Here is a 17,602-nt window from a genome sequence, read left to right on the forward strand (position 1 = left end):
CAGTTGTGGAAAGGGGCGGGGAGGGGAACAGCCCGCCGCGGGCGTCACGATCCGTCGTCAAGATCCGTCGGACACCCCCTAGGGCTTGATCGCACGGATGCGGATGAGGTCCGCGTCCGGAATCAGGGGCGTGCGTTCGAGGAAGGCGGTGATCGCCTCCCAGCGCGGTGCGCTGTTCGCGCCGCCCAGGCTCCGCACCGACAGGGCGGCGCACAGTCCGGCGAAGCGGAGCCGGGTGGCGAGGGGCCAGCCGTGGTTCAGGCCGGTGATCAGTCCCGCGGTGAACACATCACCGGCGCCTGTGGGATCGACGGCCGGCACCCGGGGAACGGCGACCCGGACCAGCTCGCCGGTGTCGCCGTCCACCGCGACCGCGCCGTTCCCGCCGTCGGTCACGACCACGTCGGGCACGTGGTCGGCGAGGACCTTCACGGCCTCCTCGACCGTGTCGGTGCGGGTGTAGCTCGTCGCCTCGACGGCGTTGCAGACGAATACGTCGACCTCGGCGAGCCGGGTGAGCAGCTCCCGTGACCACTGGCCGGTGGGGTCCCAGCCGACGCCGCCCACCACATGGGTGCCGCGGGCGCGGAGTTCGGCCGCCCAGGCGGGCAGCGGCCGTCCGATCCCGAGGTGCAGGAAGCGGACGGCGGGCAGCTCGCCCTCCCACACCTCGGGGCGCAGGGCCCCTTCCTCCTCGTAGGTGAGGAAGGCGCGGTCGTGTTCCTGGGTCACCGCGACCGTGACCGGGGTGTGGACGGCGGGGTCGCGGCGCAGCCAGGTCAGCTCCAGGTTCTTCTCGGCTCCGAGCCGGGCGGCGAGGTGCTCGCCGAAGAGGTCGGTGCCGATCACCCCCAGGATCCCGGTCCGCAGTCCGAGGCGGGCGGCGGCGACGCCGCGGTTCGCGGTTCCCCCGGGGGAGACGGCGAACCGGTCGGCGTACACCTCGGTCCCCGGGGTGGGCAGGTGGGGGATGCCGCCGAAGACGAGGTCGCAGAAGACCTCGCCGGCGAAGAGCACGTCGAGCACGGAGACCGCCTCTTTCCGGTGCGACCACGGTGAAGTGCTCAACTATGAGCACCGCCCCCACTGAATGACAAGAGTCGATCAGCAACGAGAATGTCTCGTGTCTCTATGACTGACTTCAGTCATGCGGTGCTATCGTCAATGCGTGACTTCACGCAAACGACATGCGAAGATCGTCGAGTCACTCCGGTCGACCGGAGTGGCCTCGGTACGCGAGCTCGCCGAAAACCTCCAGGTCAGCGAATCCACGATTCGCCGGGACCTGATCCTCCTCGACCGCAATGGTGAGCTGGTCCGCACCTACGGCGGAGCGGCCCTGTCACCGCGCGGGGCCGCGGAAGCCGCTGGTGCGGAGACGGAGAAAGAGATTCCGTTCGACGTGGTCATCTCGCGCGACGAGGCGCTGAAGGACGCGATGGCCGAGGAGGCCGTGAAGCTGGTCGAGGACGACAGCGTGATCGTCCTCGATATCGGAACCACACCCCTGGCCATCGCTCGCCGTCTGCGGGGCCGTCCCGTCACCGTCATCACCAGCAGTCTGCCGGTGCTCGACGAACTCCGCGACGACGACGCCGTACGGCTGGTGATGCTCGGTGGCGTACTGCGCCGCAACTATCAGTCCCTGGTCGGCTCCCTCACCGAGCAGGCACTCCGCCAGGTCAGCGCCGACCTGCTCTTCCTGAGCTGCACCGGGGTGCGGCCGAACGGTCATGTGGTGGACAACATGGCCGTCGAGGCCCCCCTGAAACAGGCCATGATCGAGACGGCCGGGAAGGTCGCCCTGGTCGCTGCCGAGACCAAGTTCCCCGGCACCGGATCGCTGCGCGTGTGCTCGCTCTCCGACCTCGACGTCCTGATCACCACCGGCGGTGCCGACCCCAACACGCTCCAGCTCTGCCGCGAGGCGGACGGAAAGGTGATACTCGCATGAAGTTGACCGTCCTCGGCGGCGGCGGATTCCGCGTGCCCTACGTCTACCAGGCGCTGCTGCACGATCAGGGCTCCCCCCGTATCGACGATGTGTGGTTGTACGACACCGATGCGGCCCGGCTCAAGGCCATGGCCGAAGTGCTCGCCCAGTTCGCCGACGGCCACGCCGACGCACCCAGGGTGACGGTCACCACGTCGCTCGACGACGCCCTGGAGGGCAGCGACTTCGTGTTCGCCGCCATCCGCGTGGGCGGGCTGGCGGGACGGATGTGCGACGAGCGGGTCGCCCTCGACCTCGACGTCCTCGGCCAGGAGACCACCGGCCCGGGTGGCCTGGCCTATGGGCTGCGCACCATCCCCGTCATGCTCGACATCGCGCACCGGGTACGACGCCTGGCCCCGCACGCCTACGTCATCAACTTCACCAACCCGGCCGGCATGATCACCGAAGCGATGCAGAGCGTCCTCGGCGACCGGGTCCTCGGCATCTGCGACACGCCGTCAGGTCTGGGCCGCCGCATCGCCACGACCCTCGGCCTCGACCCGTCCCGGGCCCAGTTCGACTACGTCGGCCTCAACCACCTCGGCTGGATGCGCCGCGTCCTGCACGACGGCGAGGACATCCTGCCCCGTCTGCTCGCCGACGAGCGCCTCGGCGACCTGGAGGAAGGCGTTGTCTTCGGGCGCGAGTGGCTGCGCGACCTCGGCGTGATCCCCAACGAGTACCTGTACTACTACTACTTCAACCGGGATGCCGTACGGTCCATCCTCGACGCTCCGCAGACCCGCGGCGAGTTCCTCGCCCGCCAGCAGCGGGAGTTCTACCAGCGGGTGACGGAGGCCGCCGCGGGCTCGGCCGTGTCGCTGTGGCGGAAGACCATCGCCGACCGCAGCGCCAACTACATGGCCGAGGCCAAGGGCGCCGTCCAGGGAGAGGCCCAACCGGACGAGGACTTCCGGCCGGACCCCGCGCACCAGGGGTACGCCGGGGTCGCCCTGGCGGTGATGGCCGCGATCAGCCGCAACGAACGCGCCACGATGATCCTCAATGTGCGCAACGGAACCACGGTCTCCGCCCTTCCCCATGACGCCGTCGTCGAGGTACCCGTGACCGTGGACGCCAACGGGGTCCACCCGCTCACGATCACCCAGCCCGACCTGCACCAAGCCGGTCTGATGCAGCAGGTGAAGGCGGTCGAGCGGCTCACCATCAGCGCCGCTGTCACCGGCTCCCGGACCGATGCCGCGAAGGCGTTCTCCCTCCACCCGCTGGTCGACTCGGTGACCGTCGGCCGCAAGCTGCTCGACGGCTACATCGACCGCATCCCCGAGGTGGCGGCGGTCTTCGGCGGCAAGAAGCCCTAGCGGCAAGAAGTCCTAGCGGCGAGAAGGCCCGGCGGCTGCCTTGGCCGCCGGGCCCTGGGCGCCGGGCGGTCTTTCGCCACCTCGCGAAAACCATGTGCCACTCGGCCACGCCGTGCGCTATGTTCCGCATGGCGATACCCCTATCCGCCACATATCTGTCAAAGGACTGAAGCCCATGGAATCGGCGTCCCCCAGCGGCCGCCGTCGGCACTGAGCGATCGGTGCCAACACCCCGTCTCCTCACGGCGGCCCCACGTATCCGTACACCGCTTCCTCCCGCGGCGCCTTCCGCCGCGTTGATCCGTGAGGTCACTTCACCATGGGCACTGACGTCCAGAGTTTTGCCGTAGCCAACCTCCGCCGCCGCCCCGTGCTCGTCGAAACCGGGGGCTTTGTGGCGGGGTTCGATCCCGGCACCACCAGCCCGTACATCAACTACGCGACCCCTCTTCCCGGCGCCCGGCCCACCGCCCGGGACGTCATGGAGCTGATCGAGGCGTTCCGGGTGCGTGCACTCACGCCGCGGCTCGAGTTCGCGCCGGACGCCGCGCCCGCCGTGGAGCCCGCGCTGCGGGCGGCGGGGTTCGGCGTGGAGGCGACGCACGCGTATCTGGTGTGCACTCCGGAACGGCTCGCCGTGCCGCGGGGCACGGCGGCCGTTCCGGTGGCGGTCCCGGCCACGGACGAGGACTACCGGGCGATCGACGCCGCGCTGTCCGAGGCGTTCGCCAGTGAGTTCGCCGCCTCCCCGGAGGGCGCGGCCCGGCTGCGCCGCGTCCAGGAGGACGGGGGCGCGGTGCGGTTCGTCCGGGCGCCCGACGGGGGCTGCGCCGGTGGGGCCACCTGCTCGGCTCCCGCCGTGGGCACCGCCGAACTCGCGGGCGTGGGCACCCGGCCCGCCTTCCGCGGCCGGGGCATCGCCGCCGCGGTCACCGCCGCGCTGGCCGAGACGATGTTCGCCCGGGGAGCCCGGTCGGTCTGGCTGGAGTACTCGGGTGAGGGCTCCCGCCGGGTGTACGAACGCGTCGGTTTTCAGCCGCGGGGGACTCGTCTGTACATGACTCTCGAAAGCTGACGTAGTAGGGGGCGGGGAGGGGAGCGGCCCGCGGCAGGCGTCACGATCCGTCGGACACCTCCTGGCGCGGGGCCGCCGCCTCCAGCTCGTCCACGCTGCCGGACATGATCGTGCGGATGTGGGTGGTGAGGTGCTCGATGGGCCAGTCCCACCAGGCCAGGGCCAGCAGCCGGGCGATGTCCTCGTCGTCGTAACGGCGGCGGATGAGCTTGGCCGGGTTTCCGCCGACGATGCCGTAGTCGGGAACGTCGTCCACGACCACGGAACCGGAGGCGATGACCGCGCCGTGGCCGATGCGGACGCCGGGCATCACCATCGCCCGGTATCCGAACCAGACGTCGTTGCCCACCACGGTGTCGCCCCGGCCCGGCAGGCCGGTGATCAGGTCGAAGTGGTCGGCCCACGAACCGCCCATGATGGGGAACGGGAACGTGGACGGGCCGTCCATGCGGTGGTTGGCGCCGTTCATGATGAACCGCACGCCTTCGCCCAGCGCGCAGAACTTCCCGATGACCAGCCGCTCCGGCCCGTAGTGGTACAGCACATTGCGGGTCTCGAACGCGGTGGGCTCATCCGGGTCGTCGTAGTACGAGAACTCCCCGACCTCGATCAGCGGCGAGGTGATCAGCGGCTTGAGCAGCACCACCCGTGGCTGCTCGGGCATCGGGTGCAGCACGGTCGGGTCGGCGGGTATGGCCGGCATCGCGCATCGCCCTTTCTCGTCAAGGGGGCCAGGGGGTCATGGGCCGAGGGCCGGGGTTCAGGCGTCATGATCGCAAGCCAGGCGTCCGGTGTCGCGTGTATTCCGCGGGGGCGTCCGCGAGGCAACCCGAGCGCGCTCCCTTGAGTCCTTGAGCGGTGAAGCCTTCGTCCGTGTCCGTTCGATCCGCCTTGCGAGGTGTCGCCGTGCGTTCGTCCGTTCCCGTCGCCGCCGTGGTCGCGGCCGTGGCCGTGTCCGTGCTGCTGCTCGCCGGGTGCAGCGAGGGCGGCCACGAGGGGCGGAGGCCGGTGGAGGGGGCCACCAAGGGGTCGGCCGGTGCCTCGCTCGGGGACTTCAACGGCGACGGTTACGACGACTTCGCCACCGCCATCCGCCCCACCAGCGCCTCCCGGGGACCGCTGCCCGCCCGGCTCGCGGTGGTCTACGGCGGGGCGCACGGCCTCGACCCGCGGCACCGCCTCGTCGTGAACGGCGCCGAGGACGACTACGTGGGGCCCCTGCTGCGCACCGATCTCGACCGGGACGGATTCACCGACCTGGTGACGGCGCGGTTCCGGCACGGGAGTTCGCCGCGGGCCGAGCGGACGGGGGAGACGGTGGTGCTGCGCGGCGGCCCCCGAGGGCTGGCCGCGCCGCGCCCGCTCGGCGGCGGCGCGGCCGGATTCCTGGCGCTGGCGGTGGGGGACTTCGACGGGGACGGCGCGGCCGACCTGCTGACGTCGGCGGCGGACGGCCGGGGTGACGGCCCGGGCGACGGTCGGGGTGACGGCCGGGGCGACGGCCGGGGTGCCGTACGCGTGCTGTACGGGCCGTTCGGCGCCAAGGCTCACCCCGCCCGTACCGCCCCGCTCCGCACCGGCCCCACCGACCGGCCCCGCCGCAGCGCACCCGCCACCGCCACCGCCGGGGACTTCAACGGCGACCACCGCACCGATGTGGTGCTGACCTACCGCTACGGCGTCGGCCCGGCGGATGAGCCGCAACGCGCGGATGGCCCGGAACCCGGCGACACCGCCCCCCTCGACACCCCCGTCGCCCACTACCGCGGCGGCCCCAAGGGCCTGGTGCGGGACAGGCGGCCGGAGGCGCGCCTGGCCCACGCCCTCGGCACGGAGGACGGGCCGCGCGAGCCCGCGGCCGGGGACGCCGACCACGACGGGATCGACGACCTGCTCGCGCCCGGCCAGGGGACCCTCGGCCCCGGCCGCCACCACGGCTCCGGACGGCTGACCGTCGTCCACGGCGCCAAAGCCGGTCTGGGCCGGGGGCGTTCCGATCTCACCGTCGATCAGTCCGGCCCGGACATGCCCGGTGACGCACGGCGCGGCGACGGCTTCGGCGGCTCCCCGGCCGTCGGCGACATCACCGGCGACGGCCGCCCCGACCTGGTGGTGGCCACTCCGGAGAAGAACAACGGCAACGGCCGGCTCACCCTGCTGCCCGGCTCACGGCACGGGCGCGGCGGCGAGTACGCCCCCGGCCCGGCCAAGAGCCCGCACAGGGAGCACGGCGGGGTCCAGCCCCTGGACCTGGACACCCCGGGCGTGCCCGGTCGGCACACCCCGTACGGCTTCGACGCCTTCGCCCCGCAGCCCCCGCTGCTCGACGTCGACGGGGACGGACACGACGATGTGATCGCCGCCGCGCCCGGCTACGGCCACGGCAGGACGGGCGGCTTCTGGGTCTTCCGGGGGACCGACCGCGGGCTCTCCACCAGGGACGTACGCCGCTTCACCCCCGCCGACCTGGGCATACGCTTCCGGGCAGGCTAGCTGGCGGGTGTCCGGCGGTACGCGTACGCCTGCGGCGGGCCGGCCCCCTCCCCGCCCCTTCCCGATACCAGAGGCTCCGCCCCTGGACCCCGGGGGTGCCGACGCCTGCGGCGGGCTGCTCTCGGGGCCCGGGGCGGAGCCCCTGCCACGCGGCGGAGCCGCATATCGTTAAGTGTCGGGAAGGGGCGGGGAGGGGAACGGCCCCGCCGCAGGCGTACGCGTACCGCCGGACACCCCGTAGCGCTCGAAGCGGCCGTGCGGCCGCCGCAACCCCGCCGCCGCCCAGGAATAACGGCGGGCGGTGGCGGGGTTACGGTGCATGTGGCATCTGCCGACGTACGGAAGCGGGTAACGCAGGCATGAGCACTAGCACCGTCGAGCTCACCAAGGACAACTTCGACGAGATCGTGTCCGGGAGCGAATTCGTACTGATTGATTTCTGGGCCTCCTGGTGCGGGCCGTGCCGGATGTTCGCGCCCGTCTACGAGAAGGCCGCCGAGCGCCACCAGGACCTGCTGTTCGCCAAGGTCGACACCGAGGCCCAGCCCGAGCTGGCCGCCGCCTTCGACATCCAGTCCATCCCCACGCTGATGATCGTGCGGGAGAACATCGCGGTCTTCGCCCAGCCCGGCGCCCTCCCCGAGCCGGCCCTGGAGGACCTCATCGGCCAGGCCCGCGACCTGGACATGGACACGGTGCGCGCCTCCATCGCCGCCGCGGCCAACGAGAAGCACGCCATCGACGAGGAGAAGCAGCAGGGCGTCGCGGGCGAGGAGAAGGCATCCGGCGACCGTGGCTGAGCTGCTGCTGGTCCGGCACGGCGAAACCGAGTGGAGCCGGTCGCACAAGCACACCAGCCGGACCGATCTGCCCCTGACCCCGCGCGGTGAGGAGCAGGCACGCGCCCTGCGTCGGCCGCTCGCCGCGCGGAAGATCGGGCTGATCCTGGTCAGCCCCATGGACCGGGCCGTGCGGACCGCGCGACTCGCCGGGCTCGAGGACCTCACGCTCGAGCCCGACCTGCGTGAATGGGACTACGGCGGCTACGAGGGCATCACCACCGACGAGATCCACCGCACCCGCCCCGACTGGAACCTGTGGACCGACGGCGTGCCACCGGCCGGTCCCGACCACCCCGGCGAGTCACCCGAGCGGATCGGGGCCCGGGTGGACCGGGTGCTCGCCCGGATCGCCCCCGAGCTGGAGGCGGCGGACGGCGCCGATGTGGTGCTGGTGGCGCACGCCCACGTGCTGCGGGTGCTCACCGCCCGGCGGCTTGGCCTGCCCCCGTCCGCCGGTGCGCTCTTCCGGCTGGACACCGCGACCGTCAGTCGACTGGGAAGTGAGCATGGTCGCCCGGCCATGGTCGCCTGGAACGTAGGCTCGGAGTCGATCTCCGGACAGGGGGCGACCGGAAGCGGTGGCACCCCGCCGGGTGATCACCTCTGACCCATATGTCACATCCGGCGCTCCGCCCCGAGGGGTGGACGTCACCGACAGGAAGCAGGGAACAGCGAGCATGGCTACGACGCGTACCGCGCACACCGTCTGGCAGGGCAATCTGGCCGAGGGCAAGGGGACCGTCACCTTCGACTCCTCCGGCATCGGCGAGCAGCCGGTCTCCTGGCCGTCCCGCGCCGAGCAGGCAGGCGGCAAGACCAGCCCCGAGGAGCTGATCGCGGCGGCCCACTCAAGCTGCTTCTCGATGGCGCTCTCGCACGGCCTCACCCAGGCGGGCAACCCGCCCACCCAGCTGACCACCCAGGCCGAGGTCACCTTCCAGCCCGGCACCGGGATCACCGGTATCCACCTCACCGTCGAGGGCACGGTGGAGGGCCTGGACGAGGCCGCGTTCGTCGCGGCGGCCGAGGACGCCAAGAAGAACTGCCCGGTGAGCCAGGCGCTCGCCGGTACGGAGATCACGCTGTCGGCGAAGCTGGCCTGACGTCCTCCATACGCTGCAGCAGTCCCCAGGTGAACTCCGCCACATAGTGGCGGAGTTCACCGTTCTCCGCCTCCGGCGCGTCGAAGGCGAGCCGCCAGCGGGTGGGCGCCGAGCCCTCCATGGGCCGCGCGGGCGCGAAGGCGCGCGCCACCTCGTCCACCGTGCAGGACCAGGGCAGCAGATCAGCGGCCGTACGCAACCGCGGCCCGGGCGCGCCCGGAGCGCGCACCAGCCACTCGTTCCACACCGCCCCGTTCGGCGCGGTGAGCACCTCGAACCGCAGATCCGGCCACAGCGGCACGGACCAGCTCAGCGCCTCGCAGGTCAGATCGCCGATCCGGCGGGTGGCGGTGGACTCGGGCGGGCCCAGCACGGCGCGGTAGCGGGCCACGGCCGAGCGCCGCCGCGGCGAGCGCTGCATGGCCTGCCAGCGGCGGTTGGCCTCGCGCATCACCGAACGCCCGAAGCCCAGCTCGCGCAGTGCGTCCTCGACCAGCCCCGGCTGATGGTCGGCCATCCGGCGCAGCAGCACGAGGACGAAGGGGAAGGGGGAGGGGAACGGGTTGGGCTGAGCGAACGAGGCGGGCGCGGAATCCATGGCTCCTATCGTGGCGTACGGGCTCGTGGTCCCGTGGCGTACGGGCCAGGCATGCCCGGGGGCGTACGGGCGAGGCGTGCCCGGCACATCGTGCCTTTGCCGGACCATTGCCGGGGGAAGTCCCCTCCGCATAATCTGTGTTCGCGATACCGGCCACCGGCCGGAATCTCGAACGCTTGCCATCTGAACCAGAAGGGGAGGGCGAGCATTATGGGACGCCTGGTGCCCGCGGTGACACGGGCTCTGGACATACTCGAGCTCTTCCTGGACGGGGACGGCACGCTCTCCGCACCCGAGATCACCCGTCGGCTCGGGCTGCCGCGTACGACGGTCCATGAGCTGGTGACCACTCTGGCCGCCCGCTCCTATCTGGTCCAGGTCCCCGACCAGCCCGGCCGCTATCGGCTCGGGGTGCGGCCGTACCAGCTGGGCAGCCGCTACGCCGAGCAGCTCGACCTGGCCGCCGAGGGCCAGCAGGTGGCCCGGAGCGTCGCGGAGACCTGCGACGAGACCGTGCATGTCGCGATCCTCGAGGGCATGGACGTCATCTACATCGCCAAGGTCGACTCCACCCACGCCGTCCGCATGGTCTCCGCCGCCGGCCGTCGGCTGCCCGCCCACTGCACCTCGGTCGGCAAGATGCTGCTCGCGTCCCTCCCCGAGGACGCTCTGGCCACGCGGCTGTCCGACGATCAGCCACTGGCCGCGATGACGGACAACAGCATCACCTCCCCCGACGAACTGCGCCGCCACCTCACCGCCGTGCGCGAGCGCGGTATCGCGGTCGAGCAGCGGGAGTCCAACCCGGATGTGAACTGCGTGGCGGCTCCCGTACGGGACTCCGCGGGAAAGGTCGTCGCGGCGCTGTCGATCTCGGTGCCGACGATCCGCTGGAGCGATGAGCGCCAGGCCGAGCTGGAGGAGCTGGCGGCCAAGGGCGCGGGTGAACTGTCGGTGCGGCTGGGACATCGGAGGCGGGAGATATGAGCACACGCACACGGCCATCGCTCGAGATCGCGGTGCGCGCGAGCGCCGTGCTCGGTGAGGGACCCACCTGGGACGCCGCCGCCCAGCGGCTGATCTGGGTGGACATCCTCTCCTCCCGCGTCCACACCTACGACCCCGCCACCGGCCGCCGCACCACCCTGGGCACCGAGCAGCACGTCGGCGCGGCCAAGCCCCGCGCGGGCGGCGGCCTGGTGGTCAACCTCCGCGACGGGATCGGGGTGTACGGGGCGGACGGCGGCTTCGATTGGCTGCTGCGCGAGGCGGTCCCCGGCCGCCGGGGCAATGACGCCGCCGTCGCGCCCGACGGCTCGCTCTGGGCGGGCACCATGCGCTACGACGAGGGGGCCGGCGGCGGCACGCTCTCCCGGATCGGGTCCGACGGCTCCCATACGGAGTTCCTGCCGGAGGTGACGGTCAGCAACGGCATCGGCTGGAGCCCGGACGGCCGCCTCATGTACTACATCGACACTCCCACCCGCCGTATCGACGTCTTCGACGTCGAGGACCCCGATGGCCCGGTGGTCTCGGGCCGGAGGCCGTTCGCCGAGGTCGAGGAGGGCGCGGGCTTCCCGGACGGGCTGTGCGTGGACGCCGACGGCGCGGTGTGGGTCGCCCTGTGGGACGGCGCCGCGATCCGTCGCTACGCCCCTGACGGGGCACTCGATCGGGTGGTGGAGCTGCCGTTCCCGCGCCCGACCGCGTGTGCCTTCGGCGGTGCGGACCTCACCGATCTGTACCTGACCTCGGCACGGGTCGGACTCGGCGCCTCCGCGCCGCCGCTCGCCGGGTCGCTGCTGGTCATCCAGGGCGTGGGGCAGGGTCTGGCGCAGCCCGCCTTCGGTGGCTGAGCGGGGCCGGGCGGGGACGGGCGGGGCCGGGCGGACCTCGGCCGTCGCCGGGACAGGGGTCTGACGAGGGCTTTCGTACGGTTCTTTGCACAGGATCCTCACACCCCGCGTCCTGCTGACCTGCCCGTTGGTCACATAACCTGCCCGGCGAAATGGATTACTGCTCTCCCTGTCGCCGCCATCTCAACGGTGCCGTCTCCTGCCCTGGATGCGGGAGGTCCGTCGAGGACCTCGGGCTGCCCGCTGCGGCGTCGGACGCGGCGGACGAGGGCGGCGGGGCCGAGGCGCCCGCCACGCGGGCGGAACGACGGGCGGACCGTCGTGCGGCCCAGGCGTCCCGTGCCTCCGGTGCCACCGGCGCCACTCGTCCCTCGCGCCGGAAGCCCAAGTCCCGCGGACTCTTCGGCCCCCGCGCCCGTCGGGCCCGCCGGGGCCGGGGGCGCCGGGTGGCGATCCTGGCGTCGGTGCTCGGCCCGGTGCTGGCCGCGGTGTTCGTGGCCGAACTGGCCACCGAGGGGCACTGGCGGGAGTCCTCCCCGGCGCCCCGGCGACAGGAGCCGGTGGCCGACCGCGACGGCGGCGTGACGGAATCCGCCGAGACGATCGTCCAGGACACGAAGGGCCCGAGCGCGGGCCCCTCGGCGACGGAAGGCGAGGACGGACAGTCGTCCAAGGGCGGGGACGAGGGCAAGGGCAAGGGCAAGGACGGCGGGAAGTCCAAGGGCGGGGACGACGACACCTCGCCCGATCCGGACGACGCCTCGTCCTCCGACCCGTCGGACGACTCCCCGTCGGCCCCGGGCGGCTCCGGTGCGACCCATCGGCCCACCACTCCGTCGAAACCGGGGCCCACCGCCCCGGCGACCGTCGTGCCGACGCCGACCCCGACGCCCACGGGGACCTGCCAGCGCTTCCTGTGGTGGTGCACCTAGGGGGTGTCCGGCGGGTCTTTCCCCTCCCCGCCCCTCCCCGCAACTGGGGCTCCGCCCCAGGCCCCGACCGGGGCTCCGGGCCCCGCAACTGGGGCTCCGCCCCAGGCCCCGTTTCCGGGGCTTTGCCCCAGGCCCGGCAACCGGGGTACCGCCGCAGGCCCCGACCGGGGCTCCGAGCCCCGTTTCCGGGGCTTTGCCCCAGGCCCGGCAACCGGGGTACCGCCGCAGACTCCGACCGGGGCTCCGAGCCCCGTTTCCGGGGCTTTGCCCCAGGCCCGGCAACCGGGGTACCGCCGCAGGCCCCGACCGGGGCTCCGAGCCCCGTAACTGGGGCTTCGACCCAGGCCCCGTGACCGGGGCACCGCCCCAGACCCCGACCGGGGCTCCGGGCCCCGCAACCGGCGCTCCGCCCCAGGCCCCCGGGGCTTCGCCCCAGGCCCCGCAACCGGCGCTTCGCCTCCCGGTACCGGGGCTCCGCCCCAGACCTCGGGGGTCAGGGGCGGAGCCCCTGCCATGCGGCGGAGCCGCGTATCGGTGCTGTGGGAAGGGGCGGGGAGGGGGAAGAGCCGCCGGGCGTCCCGGTGATGGCCTTGCGGCGCGGGCGCGGTCTTACGGCGTGGCGCCCAGCATCCGTTTGAGCAGGTCGCGCAGCACCGTACGCTCCTCGTCCGAGAGCTCCGCCAGCGGTTCGCGGGCGAAGTCGAGCGAGCCCCGGAGCCGTTCGGAGGTCTCGCGGCCCGCCTCGGTGGCGGCGGCCAGCTTGACCCGGCGGTCGGCCGGGTCCAGGCGGCGCTCGGCGAGACCGCGCGATTCCAGGCGGTCCACGATCCCGGTGACGTTCGACGGCTCGCACTTCAGCTGCTGGGCGAGCCGCCGCATCGGCGTCGGGCCGCCGGCCAGCAGGCTCAGCACCCGGGCCTGCGCCCCGGTCAGGGAGTGCTTCGCCGCCGCCTCCTCGTATTCCTCGTGATAACGGGCCACGATGGTGCCAATGAGCTCGACGACCTCGAGGGTCAGCGGGTCGATGCGGGACGTCATGCCCACCAGGGTACCCATTTACTTGACAGCATGAAATATTCAGCAGCATGATTGTTTCATCTGCTGAAACGTAGGAGAGGCCCTTCCATGTCCGTCATCCCCACCACCGGCCGTGAATGGCACCTGGTCGCCCGCCCCCAGGGGTGGCCGAAGCCGGAGGACTTCGCGCTGCGCGAGGCCCCGGTCTCCGAGCCGGGCCCCGGGCAGGCGCTGGTCCGCAACCTCTACATGTCGGTGGACCCGTACATGCGCGGCCGCATGAACGACGTGAAGTCGTACACGCCGCCGTTCCAGCTCGACCGGCCGATGGAAGGCGGCGCGGTCGGCAAGGTCGTCGCCTCCAACGCGGAGGGCATCTCCGTCGGCGACCACGTCCTGCACTTCGGCGGCTGGCGTGAGTACGCGACGGTGGACGCCAAGCGCGCCGTCACGGTCGACCCCGAGATCGCCCCCCTCCCCGCCTACCTCGGGGTGCTCGGCATGCCGGGCCTCACCGCCTACGCGGGGCTGCTGGAGGTCGCGTCCTTCAAGGAGGGCGACGCGGTCTTCGTCTCGGGCGCGGCGGGCGCGGTCGGCAGCGAGGTCGGCCAGATCGCCAAGCTCAAGGGCGCCTCGCGGGTGATCGGCAGCGCGGGTTCGGACGAGAAGGTCCGGGTGCTGCTCGACGAGTACGGCTTCGACGCGGCGTTCAACTACAAGAACGGCCCGGTCGCCGACCAGTTGAAGGAGGCCACGCCGGACGGGATCGACGTCTACTTCGACAACGTCGGCGGTGAGCACCTCGAGGCCGCCATCAGCCGCCTCAAGGTGCACGGCCGGGTCACCGTCTGCGGCATGATCTCGCAGTACAACGCCACCGAGCCGACCCCCGCCCCGCGCAACCTCGGGATGGTCATCGGCAAGCGGCTGCGGATCCAGGGCATGCTGGTCGGGGACCACCAGCACCTTCAGGAGGAGTTCTTCCAGGAGGTCGGTGGCTGGATCCGCGAGGGCAAGCTGCACTACCGCGAGACGGTCATCAAGGGTGTGGAGAACGCGGTGGACGCCTTCCTCGGGATGCTCCGGGGGGAGAACACCGGCAAGATGATCGTCGCCTTCGAGGACTGACGGTTCGAACGGACTGAGGTCGTCCGGCCGCCCCTGCCACCCTGTGGCAGGGGCGGTCCCGGCTAGCGCAGCACCACCGTCGTCAGCGAACGCCCCGGCAGCTCGGCCGCCAGCCGTCCGTCGCGCACCCGCGCGGTTCCGACGCGGCTGAGCGCATGCGTCTCATCCGTCCGGTAGACCGCGCCCCGAGCGTTTGCGTCTCCTCCGCCACGTAGCGCGTAGTCCGCGCGCACCGGCTCCTCACCGGTGTTGAGGATCTCCAGGACCCGCCGGCCGTCCCGGTTCCGGAAGGCCGTCGTCTTCACCCCGTCCGCCCCGGAGTCCGCCGCCACCCGTACCGCCCCGGGCCGGATGAAGCGGCTGTACGCGGCCAGCGCCCACAGCCGCTTGGAGACGTGGTAGTCCGGGCCGTCCAGTTGGATCAGCCCCCGGGTGGCGCCCACCGACGCGCCGAACCAGTACACGTACCCACTCGCCCCCGCGTCCGCGAGCGTCGTATGGATCGCCTCCGCCACCGCCAAGCCGTCATAACTGCTGTGGTCGTCCCACGCCTCGTTCCACGTCGTCCCGTTGGGGCTCCACTCCGACATCCAGGTACGGCGGCTCGTCGGCAGGGGCTGGTCCGAGGGGGTGACGTAGGGATGGCCCGTGTGCACCGCGACCTGGTGCGCGGCGGTGCTGTCGGCCTCGATCGCGGTGGAGAACGACGCCTGCTCGTCCCATCCGGCGGCGTCACAGCACACCAGGTTGATCCCGGCTCGCCGCACCGTGGGGCCGATCGCCTTGATCACCTCGACCGCCTGTTCCGGGGTGAACCGCATCGAGGCGTACGACGTGGCGAGGTCCGGCTCATTGGTGAAGCCGAGGTCGGTGATGCGTACGCCCTCCTGGCGGTAGAACTTCGCGTACCGCACCAGGTAGTCGGCGTACGCCCGTCGCCACTCTGCCTTCAGCGTGCCGCCGTTGGCGTCCGTCCCGTTCGTCTTCATATAGCCCGGCGCGCTCCAGGCGTCGGCGTAGAAGCGCTTCACGCCGTACCGCTTCGCCTCCTTGGCCAGCCATACCTGGCCGCCGTCGTCGCCGTCCCACTCATAGCGCGGGGGCGCGTCCGGGCCGCCCGGGTCGGTGGGCTGGATGGACTTCATGTGGTCGTAGACCTCGTCGGAGGACGAGCCGATGCCGAGCCGCAGAATGCTCAACCCGGCGCCCGTGGCACGGTTCAGCAGCAGATCCAGCACTTCCCGCTGGTGTTCCGGGGTCAGGCCCTGTGCGCCGTGCATCAGATCGGCGCGCTGGAACGCCTGGGAGAAGCCGAAACCGTCGATGGGCTGGAGGTGCCTTCCGAAATCCACGGTGCCGCCGTGGAGTGGTTCCGCGGCGGCGGACGGTGTGGTGAGCGGGAGCAGTGCGGCGGCGAGCGCGCCGACGAGGGCTGTGCGGACCGAAGTGATCACGAAAACTTCCCTTCCCGGCTCCGAAAAGTTCCGGAACGTTTCCGTAACGTCGGCCGCACGGTAGAGGCGGCGATGGGGTGGGTCAAGGGATCGCTCACAAGGTGATGGGTCGGGGGCGGGTGGGTACCCGGGAGCCGAAAGAGCTCGGAGCGACGGGAAAGGTGGCCCCATGTCCACGACGGCCGGTCCGGAACAGCCTCGGTCCGCCTCGCAGGTGCTGGTGGCGGTGAGCGGAATCTCGCGGGACGACGCCGAGGCCGTCTTCGGTGTGCTGCGCACGGCTTACGAGTCCGACCAGGCGACGGCGGATCTTCCGCAGGACGCGGGGGAGGGGCGGCCCACGGTGTGGACGTCCGTCTTCGAGGTGGCCGACCCGCGCGCGGAGCCGCGCCCGGCCTCCCTGACGGCCCCCGTCACCGCCGACCTCCAGGGCGGCCCCCTCCCGGTGCGGCGGATGGCGGACGTCCTGGCCCGCGCCTTCGAGGTACGAGAGCAGGGCGCGGTGGCGGGCGACCAGGAGCGGGAGCTCCGGCTGAGGCTGTCCACCGCCGGCATCCGCCCGTCGTAGGGGCGGTGTCGCCGGGCGGGGCGAGGTGCCCGGCAGGGCGGCGAGCACATAATCGGTTGCCTGTCGGCGATGGTGGCGGATGCAATGTCCGGCATGGTCACCCAGGCGCGCCCGCCACGGCGGGACGGATCATCCGTACGGATCGGGGCTCTCGTTCCGCTGACTCGGCCCGGCTGGGTCGAGGCGGGCCAACACGTGCTCGCGGGCCTTGAGCTGGCCGTACGCGACGTCAATGACGACGGCGGGATCGCCGGAAGGCCACTCGAGCTGGTGGTCCGGGACACCGCGGCCGATCCGCGGCGGGCCGTGGCGGCCGTGGACGAACTGGCCCGCCTGGGCGTGGCCGCCGTGGCGGGGGAGTATCACAGCGTCGTCGCTCGCGCCGCCGCCACCCGGGCCGACGCCCTCGGCCTGCCGTTCCTCTGCTCGTCAGCGGTTCTCGACGCGCTCACCGAACAGCCGACGGAATGGGTCGCGCGCCTCGCCCCGGCGCAGTCCCACGGCTGGCGGATCTACGCGGACTTCCTCCTCGGCGCGGGCCACAGCCGCATCGCCGTGGCAGCCGAGCCGAGTGTCTACTGGGCGTCCGGGACTCGTATTCTGCGGGATCACCTCGCTCCACGCGGCGGCACCGTCATCGAACTCGACCTGCGCGCGCTCGCCCCCGCGGCCGTGTGCGACGAACTCGTCGCCCATCGCGCGACAGCCCTCCTGCTTCTGGCCGGCCACCCGGAGCCGGCCGTGTCGATCGTCACGGCCGTCCGCCGCGACCAGCGCCTCGCCGAGGTCATGATGGGTGCTCCGGCCGGGCAGCCGGAGTTCGCCGAATGGGCGACGTCGCTGGGCGAGGACGGCGCGGCGATCCCGTTCCTGCGCTACCTGCCCGAGCGCCTCAGCCCACTCGGCGCACGGGTCGAGACGGCCCTCCGCGAGCGGCTGGCCGCCGCGCCCTCCTTCGTCGCCTTCGAGGGCTACGACACGGGCGTCGTCCTCGCCGAGGTGCTGCGGGCTCGGGGCACGGACCGGGCGCGCATCGCCGCCTCCTGGCCGCGCGTCGCGGTCGAAGGCACCCGCGGGCGGATCCGGTTCTCCCGCACATCAGGCATCAGCGTCCGGCAATGGGCTTGGCCGCCGATCCAGGTCGTTGACCGGGATCCGGCGGAACCCGATCGTTTCCGGGTCCTTCACACCGGCTGAGCGAGCGCGGGGGAGCGAGCA

The 17,602-nt window shown here is 72.3% G+C and carries 18 protein-coding genes; 13 read left to right on the forward strand and 5 right to left on the reverse strand.

Annotation, left to right across the window (positions count from 1 at the left end):
* Positions 1-78: 78 nt before the first annotated feature.
* Positions 79-1,068 (reverse strand): carbohydrate kinase family protein, encoded by a 990-nt coding sequence (locus ACZ6TD_RS31960; RefSeq protein WP_471343681.1) that lies wholly within the window; start codon positions 1,066-1,068, stop codon positions 79-81.
* Positions 1,069-1,168: 100 nt separating this feature from the next.
* On the opposite strand from ACZ6TD_RS31960, the gene ACZ6TD_RS31965 reads away from it, so the two are divergent.
* The 3 genes from ACZ6TD_RS31965 (at position 1,169) to ACZ6TD_RS31975 (ending at position 4,393) form a co-directional block, all read left to right on the forward strand.
* Positions 1,169-1,954 (forward strand): DeoR/GlpR family DNA-binding transcription regulator, encoded by a 786-nt coding sequence (locus ACZ6TD_RS31965; protein WP_471343683.1) that lies wholly within the window; start codon positions 1,169-1,171, stop codon positions 1,952-1,954.
* Complete coding sequence (locus ACZ6TD_RS31970; protein ID WP_471343685.1) at positions 1,951-3,318, forward strand: 6-phospho-beta-glucosidase; 1,368 nt, start codon at positions 1,951-1,953, stop codon at positions 3,316-3,318. The genes ACZ6TD_RS31965 and ACZ6TD_RS31970 overlap by 4 nt, the downstream gene beginning before the upstream one ends.
* A 319-nt stretch (positions 3,319-3,637) precedes the next feature.
* Positions 3,638-4,393, forward strand: coding sequence for a GNAT family N-acetyltransferase (locus tag ACZ6TD_RS31975; protein WP_471343687.1), 756 nt, complete (start codon positions 3,638-3,640; stop codon positions 4,391-4,393).
* A 40-nt stretch (positions 4,394-4,433) separates the two neighbouring features.
* Here ACZ6TD_RS31975 and ACZ6TD_RS31980 read toward each other — a convergent pair whose 3' ends face one another.
* Positions 4,434-5,096, reverse strand: a complete 663-nt coding sequence (locus tag ACZ6TD_RS31980) for a CatB-related O-acetyltransferase (protein ID WP_471343689.1) — start codon at positions 5,094-5,096, stop codon at positions 4,434-4,436.
* A 203-nt stretch (positions 5,097-5,299) separates the two neighbouring features.
* Here ACZ6TD_RS31980 and ACZ6TD_RS31985 point away from each other — a divergent pair, with 203 nt between their 5' ends.
* The 4 genes from ACZ6TD_RS31985 to ACZ6TD_RS32000 all read left to right on the forward strand — a co-directional run bounded on the left by ACZ6TD_RS31985 (position 5,300) and on the right by ACZ6TD_RS32000 (position 8,831).
* On the forward strand, positions 5,300-6,886 hold the full coding sequence (locus ACZ6TD_RS31985; RefSeq protein WP_471343691.1) for an FG-GAP and VCBS repeat-containing protein: 1,587 nt from the start codon (positions 5,300-5,302) through the stop codon (positions 6,884-6,886).
* A 359-nt stretch (positions 6,887-7,245) separates the two neighbouring features.
* Entirely contained in the window at positions 7,246-7,686 is a 441-nt protein-coding gene (gene trxA, locus ACZ6TD_RS31990) for a thioredoxin (RefSeq protein ID WP_471343693.1), read from the forward strand.
* Positions 7,679-8,335, forward strand: a complete 657-nt coding sequence (locus tag ACZ6TD_RS31995; RefSeq protein ID WP_471343695.1) for a histidine phosphatase family protein — start codon at positions 7,679-7,681, stop codon at positions 8,333-8,335. The genes trxA and ACZ6TD_RS31995 overlap by 8 nt, the downstream gene beginning before the upstream one ends.
* A gap of 70 nt (positions 8,336-8,405) precedes the next feature.
* Entirely contained in the window at positions 8,406-8,831 is a 426-nt protein-coding gene (locus ACZ6TD_RS32000) for an OsmC family peroxiredoxin (RefSeq protein WP_198273473.1), read from the forward strand.
* Here the strand turns inward: ACZ6TD_RS32000 and ACZ6TD_RS32005 are convergent.
* Positions 8,806-9,429, reverse strand: a complete 624-nt coding sequence (locus tag ACZ6TD_RS32005; protein WP_471343697.1) for a hypothetical protein — start codon at positions 9,427-9,429, stop codon at positions 8,806-8,808. The genes ACZ6TD_RS32000 and ACZ6TD_RS32005 overlap by 26 nt on opposite strands.
* Before the next feature lie 210 nt (positions 9,430-9,639).
* Here ACZ6TD_RS32005 and ACZ6TD_RS32010 point away from each other — a divergent pair, with 210 nt between their 5' ends.
* From ACZ6TD_RS32010 to ACZ6TD_RS32020, 3 genes are all read left to right on the forward strand, one after another.
* The gene (locus ACZ6TD_RS32010; RefSeq protein ID WP_471343699.1) at positions 9,640-10,416 is read left to right on the forward strand and encodes an IclR family transcriptional regulator; all 777 of its coding nucleotides are present in this window, start codon (positions 9,640-9,642) and stop codon (positions 10,414-10,416) included.
* Positions 10,413-11,285 (forward strand): SMP-30/gluconolactonase/LRE family protein, encoded by an 873-nt coding sequence (locus tag ACZ6TD_RS32015; protein ID WP_471343702.1) that lies wholly within the window; start codon positions 10,413-10,415, stop codon positions 11,283-11,285. The genes ACZ6TD_RS32010 and ACZ6TD_RS32015 overlap by 4 nt, the downstream gene beginning before the upstream one ends.
* Before the next feature lie 152 nt (positions 11,286-11,437).
* Complete coding sequence (locus ACZ6TD_RS32020) at positions 11,438-12,217, forward strand: SCO2400 family protein (protein ID WP_471343704.1); 780 nt, start codon at positions 11,438-11,440, stop codon at positions 12,215-12,217.
* 609 nt (positions 12,218-12,826) lie between these two features.
* Here ACZ6TD_RS32020 and ACZ6TD_RS32025 read toward each other — a convergent pair.
* Positions 12,827-13,255, reverse strand: coding sequence for a MarR family winged helix-turn-helix transcriptional regulator (locus ACZ6TD_RS32025; protein WP_471343705.1), 429 nt, complete (start codon positions 13,253-13,255; stop codon positions 12,827-12,829).
* An 87-nt stretch (positions 13,256-13,342) separates the two neighbouring features.
* On the opposite strand from ACZ6TD_RS32025, the gene ACZ6TD_RS32030 reads away from it, so the two are divergent.
* Positions 13,343-14,362: an NADP-dependent oxidoreductase gene (locus tag ACZ6TD_RS32030; RefSeq protein ID WP_471343707.1), complete on the forward strand. Its 1,020-nt coding sequence runs from the start codon at positions 13,343-13,345 to the stop codon at positions 14,360-14,362.
* Positions 14,363-14,424: 62 nt separating this feature from the next.
* On the opposite strand, the gene ACZ6TD_RS32035 is transcribed toward ACZ6TD_RS32030, so the two are convergent.
* Complete coding sequence (locus ACZ6TD_RS32035) at positions 14,425-15,816, reverse strand: glycoside hydrolase family 30 protein (RefSeq protein WP_471343708.1); 1,392 nt, start codon at positions 15,814-15,816, stop codon at positions 14,425-14,427.
* Between the two features lie 169 nt (positions 15,817-15,985).
* Between ACZ6TD_RS32035 and ACZ6TD_RS32040 the strand changes: the two genes are divergently transcribed.
* Complete coding sequence (locus ACZ6TD_RS32040) at positions 15,986-16,384, forward strand: hypothetical protein (protein WP_471343710.1); 399 nt, start codon at positions 15,986-15,988, stop codon at positions 16,382-16,384.
* 84 nt (positions 16,385-16,468) lie between these two features.
* Entirely contained in the window at positions 16,469-17,581 is a 1,113-nt protein-coding gene (locus tag ACZ6TD_RS32045) for an ABC transporter substrate-binding protein (RefSeq protein ID WP_471358216.1), read from the forward strand.
* The last annotated feature ends 21 nt before the right edge of the window (positions 17,582-17,602 follow it).

Source organism: Streptomyces yongxingensis, from assembly GCF_055597465.1.

Coding starts and splice junctions, on each gene's coding strand:
- ACZ6TD_RS32030 (WP_471343707.1), top strand. CDS start 13,343: ATGTCCGTCATCCCCACCACCGGCCGTGAATGGCACCTGGTCGCCCGC.
- ACZ6TD_RS31970 (WP_471343685.1), top strand. CDS start 1,951: ATGAAGTTGACCGTCCTCGGCGGCGGCGGATTCCGCGTGCCCTACGTC.
- ACZ6TD_RS32025 (WP_471343705.1), bottom strand. CDS start 13,255: ATGACGTCCCGCATCGACCCGCTGACCCTCGAGGTCGTCGAGCTCATT.
- ACZ6TD_RS32045 (WP_471358216.1), top strand. CDS start 16,469: ATGTCCGGCATGGTCACCCAGGCGCGCCCGCCACGGCGGGACGGATCA.
- ACZ6TD_RS32020 (WP_471343704.1), top strand. CDS start 11,438: ATGGATTACTGCTCTCCCTGTCGCCGCCATCTCAACGGTGCCGTCTCC.
- ACZ6TD_RS32000 (WP_198273473.1), top strand. CDS start 8,406: ATGGCTACGACGCGTACCGCGCACACCGTCTGGCAGGGCAATCTGGCC.
- ACZ6TD_RS32005 (WP_471343697.1), bottom strand. CDS start 9,429: ATGGATTCCGCGCCCGCCTCGTTCGCTCAGCCCAACCCGTTCCCCTCC.
- ACZ6TD_RS31980 (WP_471343689.1), bottom strand. CDS start 5,096: ATGCCGGCCATACCCGCCGACCCGACCGTGCTGCACCCGATGCCCGAG.
- ACZ6TD_RS31975 (WP_471343687.1), top strand. CDS start 3,638: ATGGGCACTGACGTCCAGAGTTTTGCCGTAGCCAACCTCCGCCGCCGC.
- ACZ6TD_RS32040 (WP_471343710.1), top strand. CDS start 15,986: ATGTCCACGACGGCCGGTCCGGAACAGCCTCGGTCCGCCTCGCAGGTG.
- trxA (WP_471343693.1), top strand. CDS start 7,246: ATGAGCACTAGCACCGTCGAGCTCACCAAGGACAACTTCGACGAGATC.
- ACZ6TD_RS32015 (WP_471343702.1), top strand. CDS start 10,413: ATGAGCACACGCACACGGCCATCGCTCGAGATCGCGGTGCGCGCGAGC.
- ACZ6TD_RS32010 (WP_471343699.1), top strand. CDS start 9,640: ATGGGACGCCTGGTGCCCGCGGTGACACGGGCTCTGGACATACTCGAG.